The following is a 6,446-nucleotide window of genomic DNA, read 5'->3' on the forward strand; positions in this document are numbered from 1 at the left end:
GGCAGTGATTTTGTCGATGTTTGACATGATGGTTCTCCTTGATTAGAATTTACTTAATTTTCCTGGAAGGCAATGGTTGTTCCAGGTAGAAGGGTAAGCTGCCGACAGTTAACTTGGCTTACCCCTTTATTGACTTGTCAGGGAAACCTCCGGAACTTACGCAGCAATTTACAAAAGTTCATATTAAGACCGCAAAAAAAAGGCGTACGCAACTAAACTTTGGTTGAGAGTGTTCCACGACGATGGGAAATCTGATCTTCACAAGAAATGGTAGAGCCAAAAAAGGGGTCAGGGGAAACAGTCCCCTGACCCGATACTGTGTTGAGCTTGCGCCCCTGAGATTTCTTGTTCGAGCTGACCTGAGACAAGACAGTGTCACCTCAGAGATTCAACCCCCGTAAATCCACTTCAGATTTACCTCAATCTAAAGTGCACCATTGTCAGCGAGGGTGATATCAAATGGACGAAAAGTGCTACTGTTAAATTGGAATACATACTCACGTCCATTGGCCGCATTGACTGTTCGCGCTCGGAACCGTGGTCTGAAGGGGAGAGAGTCAAAGGTAACGTTTCCTCCCTCGTTAGTAAACAATAATACACTCTGGCCAGGGCGCAAGTTTCTTGCTCGACCATCGATAATGTAGGCAACACGGAAAGGGAGTTGGTTCTTAATCTTGAAGATTTCGTTTTGGCCAGCGCCGCCCCGCCTGACTATGCCGCCACTGACTGTTTCAGCATCTGTCTCATTTAAGTCCACAAACAGGTCTTGATTAGCACAAATACTTGACATGGTTTTTCTCCTAGATATAACTTGACTTCAGTTCCCTCGAAGCACATCTGTGTGACTCTTAGAGGGGTAAGCCAAGAGGCCGTAATTAAGATAAATTCATACAGAACCCAATGACCGGTTTTGCTATTAAAAGCATCACACTTTCTTGACTGCCCTGAGTCTGCTAATTACTAGCATAATCTCATTTATATACAGCAGAAGATAAAGTTTTGTAACTTTTATGATCAAGTTTTGTAACGAATCTGCTCAAACTAGGAAATTACCCTGATCGCGGTTTGGAAATCCCTAGAACTGGCGTTGTAGTGGTTGACTAGTTATTCAGCTATAGCAATTCTATATGATTCGTAAAATATATTGCCCAAAGCTATCGCTATAACCTTTGCCCAGTAAAGATTTACGATTTTGCATATTTTACAAATGATTTAGGATTGCTATAGATAATTTATTACTTCCTGATCAAAACTGCGATCAGGACTAATGTTAGAGCAGAAAAAGGGGTCAGGGGACTTTTTCCCCTGACCCGATATGGTCTTGAGCTTGTGCCCCTGAGTCTACCCTATGCGAAAGAGTTCGATATCGTATGGATAAGGAGTCCTTCGGTCGAGTTGAAATGCATACTTACCTCCATTGGACAAATTGTATTTTCGCAATTGAACCCCTGGTCGGCCAAAATCATAGTCAAAGGCAATGTTTCCTCCTTTTTTAGTATTCCATGTTACATCCACACCAGGGTAGGGGTAGGATGTTTGTTTGCCATCAACACTGTAAGGTAGACGAACATGAGTTTGGTTAGAAACCGTGAATATCTCACGTTTTCGCCCCCCGAATATCTTGGATAAAAAGCCTCCTCCGCTAACTGTTTCAGCATCGGTCTGATTTAAATCAACAAACAGATCTGGATTAGCAGAAATAGTGGACATGATTTTTCTCCTGGATTTAATTTGAATTAATTTGACTGGAATTACATCTTTTTTCCAGTTATGGGGGTAAGCAAATCAGCAGTAAATCAACCCTATTACACAGCACATTATTATCGGTTTTGCCATGAATAGGATTACGCTTTTTTGATTGCCCTCACTTTATTAATCACTCCGAAAATCCAATTTTTCTACAACAGAGTATAAAGTTTTGTAAAAAAAATAGTTTTTTTATATTCTAATGAAGTACATTAATTTTTTTAAAAAATCAGCATTTTAGCTGTTTTTGCTTTACTTATGTACCTCACTATACAAATAAAATAAAAACACATATAAAGTTTTGTAACGAATTGCAGAAAACTTGGAATTTACCCTAATAACTAATTAGACAAGAATTCTGAATCGGTGGTCATGAACAAGCAAATTCAACATCTGGTGCTTCAAATACAACATTATAATCCGGAAAATCAACAGCGGAACCAGGCTTTGGCAGAATTGGTTGAGCAAATTTTGCGTACCCGTAAAGTGTGTCGCCCATGTCCAGGTCAGCCTTTATCTGGCATCTATCTAGAGATCTATCAGACCGTACAGCAGCAGCTCAACCATGAACTTGAGGATGATCTTGACAGCCCATATCTACGAATAACTTCTGATCAGGAGTGGGCCTCTTGGCGGGATAGTGTTTTTAAGAAGGTACTCGACGAGGGTCGTCTTCAGCAGCTAGCCCTAGAAGCACAACGGCACCAACCCCATACCCCAGAGGGATTTTATGCCTTAACGGAATTGCTCAATGCCCTTAAGCTTTCCGGTAAGCTTTGCCATCGAGGCAAATTTTCCCGTGAGGTCTATGATGATGCTGTGAATCGGACATTGTATTATGTCTATCAAAACCTCAATCACTACAATCGAGAAAAAGGAAAATTTATAGCCTGGGTCAATTATCGCCTCGATAAGATGTTAAAAAAGGCTCAACAAGACCTGACTGACCCATTTATCCAAGCTCAATCTGGCAAAATTGTCAGAATTAAATATCAGTTGAGCGCTCTGATTAAAAGCACCAAACTAGATCATGTGATTGTTTGGATAACACTAACCATCAAAGGCCGGATTACAGACAAGACCCAGGCCAGTAATATTACTAAAATTCTGATAGTATTATTTTTGTTGTGCCAGTTAATCCTAAAAGACCGGAAAAAAGGAAATTCATTAGTGTTTGAGATGGCTAAAGCCTCTCTCCCTTTTTCCTCACACTTGTCTGAGAACACTGGGGAATCGCTTACCCTAGAGACTGTGGCACAACCGCAAACAGAACTGACGTTGTATGACCAGGTCAGATCCTATTTTAAAGAAGACCCAGAAAAGCTCTTGCAGAAACATATAAAAAACCATCCTGAAGCTACCTTGCAAGTGATAGGGTTAGCCTACCTCGACGGAAAAAAATGGCAAGAGATATCGGATTCTTTAGGAATTAAAATTTCATCCCTTAATAACTTCTTTCAACGTAATCTTATAAAATTAGCCCCTGAAATCAAGAGATATATAGAAGACTAAATGAGCTAAAAGTGATATAAAAAAAATCGCTGCTTAATCTTAGCCATACATAAACCTACATCAACTGTAGGGGTTAAATTAAATTATTACTATCTATATTCTACTACCCATAGAGTTGATAATTGATTGATAAGGCTAAACTAGAGAGATTGCTCAGCCACACCAGCCTGTCAAATTATACTCATACTACTTATGGTCACACTACCAGAAGCAGCCCATCAGCTAGCAGAGAAGCGTTGCCAACAGCAATCTAATCTGGAAAAAGCCGAACAGGTTTATCTCAATACCTTGGCGGTGTATGCAGTTAATGATTATTTACAGGGTCTAGAATTTGAAACTGATTTATACTCTAGTGATAGCCATAATTCGATCATGCAGACATTCCTAGATGTGGGGGATTTAGTGGTTAAAAATTATGGCAAGCTCGAATGTAAACCAGTCTCACCAGATGCCGAGTTTGTTTACGTCCCAGAAGAAGTTTTGCAAGACAGAATTGGTTATATAGCGGTGCAACTGAATGACTCCTTGACAGAAGCAAAACTGCTGGGATTTGTGGAAAATGTTACAACTAATGAGTTACCGTTAAGGCAGTTGCAGCCGATGGCAGATTTTCCAGAATACCTTCAGGATTTACCCAGAAAATCCACCGATAGTCGAGAGGTTTAATGTTGAAGGTTTTCTGTCAGAATGCAGAATGTAGAATTAAGAATGTAGAAGGCATAAGGCAGAAGGCATAAGGCAGAAGGCATAAGGCAGAAGGCATAAGGCAGAAGGCAGAAGGCATAAGGCAGAAGGCAGAATTCCAAATTCTAAATTCCAAATTCTAAATTATACATTATAAAAGGTTGAAGGTTGTTTAGTGCGTAGGGTGCGTTAGGGGCGGAAAGCCTCGGATTTTTCGCCTCGTAGCCAGTGTTGGGATAGTCCGCCCCGTAACGCACCACCAAAAGGCTCACCCTCATTTTCTGTCGTTGCTGAATCAAGGAATGAATATCAGTGGTGTGGGCATCCTGCCTGCGCACAAATGAAACGGGCAAGATGCCCATTCCACGGCAAGATGCCCATTCCACAGCCAGATGCCCATTCCACAGGTGCGACCCGTGGCGAATTTAATAATTAGATGGGGAAAGCGCACCTAAAAACTCTTTCATTTCATTATTAAGCAATGCCAATCGGGTTGCTTGGCACTGCTCAGCCTAGGATTAATCACTTGGGATCTCCGGATCAGAATTGACCCAAACGATTGATGTTTGGTCGGCAGTGCATCGGACAGATTCACTAAGCTTGCCCATCGGGTTGCTTGGCACTGCCCACCCTACGATTCTATAATTCTGGCAAAAAATAAAGTTTTGTAAATTAACCCATAAAAATGTGAGCTCAGCTAGATAAGTAAGCAGGTCAGTCTTTCTAATTGATAGCAATGAAAGATCAAATTAGGCAGCTGGTATGCCAAGTGCAAAGCTATCCACGGGATACTCAAGAGCGGCAGCAAGCTTTAGGAACACTGGTTAAGCAAATTTTGCGATCGCGTAAAATTTGCCGCCCATCCAAAGGTCAACCTCTATCTGGTATTTATCGAGATATTTTGGAGGCAGTGCAGAAACAGCTAACCCAGGATCTAGAGCAGACTATTGATAGGTATAGCCCACAATTTATTTCTGACAGAGAGTGGACATCTTGGCGAGATATGGCCTTTAAAAAGGTAATAGATAACTATCGCCTTGAACAACTCGCCCTAGAAGCGCAAGGACAAAAAACTCATACTAAAGAACGACTGTATGCTTTAACAGAATTAATCAATGCTTTGCAAATTTCCGGCAAACTGTACCATCCCCCTGGCTTTTCTATTGATGTTTATCAAGATGCAGTAATTAGAACCTTAGGGTTTGTATTTCAAAACATCAATGTCTACAATCCTGACAAGGGCAAATTTATGAAGTGGGTGAATTTTCGTCTTTATGTGATGTTACAAGAAGTCCGCAAAGAACTTAACGAACCCTTTCTACAATCTCAATACAACAAAGTTTTTAGAACTCAATCGGATTTGAAACGTCTGATTAAAAAAACAAAAACTGAGACGGTTTTGCTTTGGTTTCAGCTAATACTTAAAGGGAGAATTACAGTAATAGATCAGGGATGGCAAGTTTTTTATATCCTGATTGTCTTATTAAAATTATCCCAGTTACTAACCAAAAAACCAATTTATGTCAATACATTATTGTTCGAGATGGCTCAAGCATCTCTCCCTTTATCATCAACGTTATCTGGACTAAATAAAAAATCAATTACTATCGAAAATATCCCACAATCGGAAATAGATATTCCCTTGTCTGAAAAAGTAAGACAATACATTAATGAAGACCCTGATCGGCTATTTCAAAAGCATATTAGAAACCATCCTGAAGCAACGTTTCAAACTATCGCTTTAGCCTATCTAGACGGAAAAAAATGGAAAGAAATATCTAAACTATTCGGAATTAGTGTTCCTACACTAAGTCATTTCTACCAACGTTGTCTTAAGGAAGTAGCTCCTAAAATCAAAAAGTCTATACAGGAGTAGCTGGCATGAAATAATTATAATATCAAGAGAATTCACCCAACTTATACTAGTTTAAAATATACTAGGGTGTTTGCAAAGATGTGATTGATTTAACTTCGACATTCAGCTCAATGGCTTCAGGGTGCTTAATACCTTTTCAGGGATGTTAAAAATTAAAAGGCGCTGGGAACAGGGAACAGGGAACAGGGAACAGGGAACAGGGAACAGGGAATTAAAAAGCTTTTTAGTAAGCATATGCGCTACGCGCACGCTACGCGAACAGCCGTCAGCCGTCAGCCGTGAGCTAAAGGCTCACGCGTGCGCGTTCAGCTTTTTGGCACAGGCTTCTACGCTGGGACTTCACTCAGATTAAACCAATGCTTACTTGTTGTCTTGATGCAGTCGCTCATGGGGGAAACCACGGCAGTGCGGTCATGGGGGGAACCCCCAAGACCGCACTGCCTCCCCAAGACCGCGCTGCATCGCTTATTCAAAAGCTGAGAGCTGATAGCTGAGAGCTGATATACCAATCCTAAATGATTTTGAAGAAAAATGAGATATCATGGAATATAAATTTACCACCATGTTCTCATGACTCTGGAAGAATTTATAGCTAGCAATCGAGACCCTAGAGAGCTAAAGCGAGCAA

8 protein-coding genes are annotated in these 6,446 nt (G+C 40.6%); 4 read left to right on the top strand and 4 right to left on the bottom strand.

All coding sequences use genetic code 11. From position 1 onward, the window contains the following. Positions 1-424: 424 nt before the first annotated feature. On the bottom strand, positions 425-790 hold the full coding sequence (locus tag F6K46_RS26465; protein ID WP_293062616.1) for a hypothetical protein: 366 nt from the start codon (positions 788-790) through the stop codon (positions 425-427). Positions 791-1,341: 551 nt separating this feature from the next. Continuing rightward, positions 1,342-1,710, bottom strand: a complete 369-nt coding sequence (locus F6K46_RS26470) for a hypothetical protein (protein WP_293062618.1) — start codon at positions 1,708-1,710, stop codon at positions 1,342-1,344. Between the two features lie 408 nt (positions 1,711-2,118). Here F6K46_RS26470 and F6K46_RS26475 point away from each other — a divergent pair, with 408 nt between their 5' ends. After that, on the top strand, positions 2,119-3,258 hold the full coding sequence (locus F6K46_RS26475) for a hypothetical protein (RefSeq protein ID WP_293062620.1): 1,140 nt from the start codon (positions 2,119-2,121) through the stop codon (positions 3,256-3,258). A 192-nt stretch (positions 3,259-3,450) separates the two neighbouring features. Further along, entirely contained in the window at positions 3,451-3,924 is a 474-nt protein-coding gene (locus F6K46_RS26480) for a DUF1822 family protein (protein ID WP_075902465.1), read from the top strand. Positions 3,925-4,067: 143 nt separating this feature from the next. Here F6K46_RS26480 and F6K46_RS26485 read toward each other — a convergent pair whose 3' ends face one another. Continuing rightward, on the bottom strand, positions 4,068-4,328 hold the full coding sequence (locus tag F6K46_RS26485; RefSeq protein WP_293062622.1) for a hypothetical protein: 261 nt from the start codon (positions 4,326-4,328) through the stop codon (positions 4,068-4,070). A gap of 350 nt (positions 4,329-4,678) precedes the next feature. On the opposite strand from F6K46_RS26485, the gene F6K46_RS26490 reads away from it, so the two are divergent. Beyond that, positions 4,679-5,818: a hypothetical protein gene (locus F6K46_RS26490; protein ID WP_293062624.1), complete on the top strand. Its 1,140-nt coding sequence runs from the start codon at positions 4,679-4,681 to the stop codon at positions 5,816-5,818. A 102-nt stretch (positions 5,819-5,920) separates the two neighbouring features. Here the strand turns inward: F6K46_RS26490 and F6K46_RS26495 are convergent, their stop codons facing one another. Continuing rightward, positions 5,921-6,052, bottom strand: coding sequence for a hypothetical protein (locus F6K46_RS26495; protein WP_293062626.1), 132 nt, complete (start codon positions 6,050-6,052; stop codon positions 5,921-5,923). 122 nt (positions 6,053-6,174) lie between these two features. Here F6K46_RS26495 and F6K46_RS26500 point away from each other — a divergent pair, with 122 nt between their 5' ends. Next, positions 6,175-6,312: a hypothetical protein gene (locus F6K46_RS26500; RefSeq protein ID WP_293062628.1), complete on the top strand. Its 138-nt coding sequence runs from the start codon at positions 6,175-6,177 to the stop codon at positions 6,310-6,312. Positions 6,313-6,446: the final 134 nt, after the last annotated feature.

Origin of the sequence: Moorena sp. SIO3E8 (assembly GCF_010692445.1) — a bacterium.
Classification (GTDB): domain Bacteria; phylum Cyanobacteriota; class Cyanobacteriia; order Cyanobacteriales; family Coleofasciculaceae; genus Moorena; species Moorena bouillonii.

Coding starts and splice junctions, on each gene's coding strand:
- F6K46_RS26465 (WP_293062616.1), bottom strand. CDS start 790: ATGTCAAGTATTTGTGCTAATCAAGACCTGTTTGTGGACTTAAATGAG.
- F6K46_RS26470 (WP_293062618.1), bottom strand. CDS start 1,710: ATGTCCACTATTTCTGCTAATCCAGATCTGTTTGTTGATTTAAATCAG.
- F6K46_RS26475 (WP_293062620.1), top strand. CDS start 2,119: ATGAACAAGCAAATTCAACATCTGGTGCTTCAAATACAACATTATAAT.
- F6K46_RS26480 (WP_075902465.1), top strand. CDS start 3,451: ATGGTCACACTACCAGAAGCAGCCCATCAGCTAGCAGAGAAGCGTTGC.
- F6K46_RS26490 (WP_293062624.1), top strand. CDS start 4,679: ATGAAAGATCAAATTAGGCAGCTGGTATGCCAAGTGCAAAGCTATCCA.
- F6K46_RS26495 (WP_293062626.1), bottom strand. CDS start 6,052: ATGCTTACTAAAAAGCTTTTTAATTCCCTGTTCCCTGTTCCCTGTTCC.
- F6K46_RS26500 (WP_293062628.1), top strand. CDS start 6,175: ATGCTTACTTGTTGTCTTGATGCAGTCGCTCATGGGGGAAACCACGGC.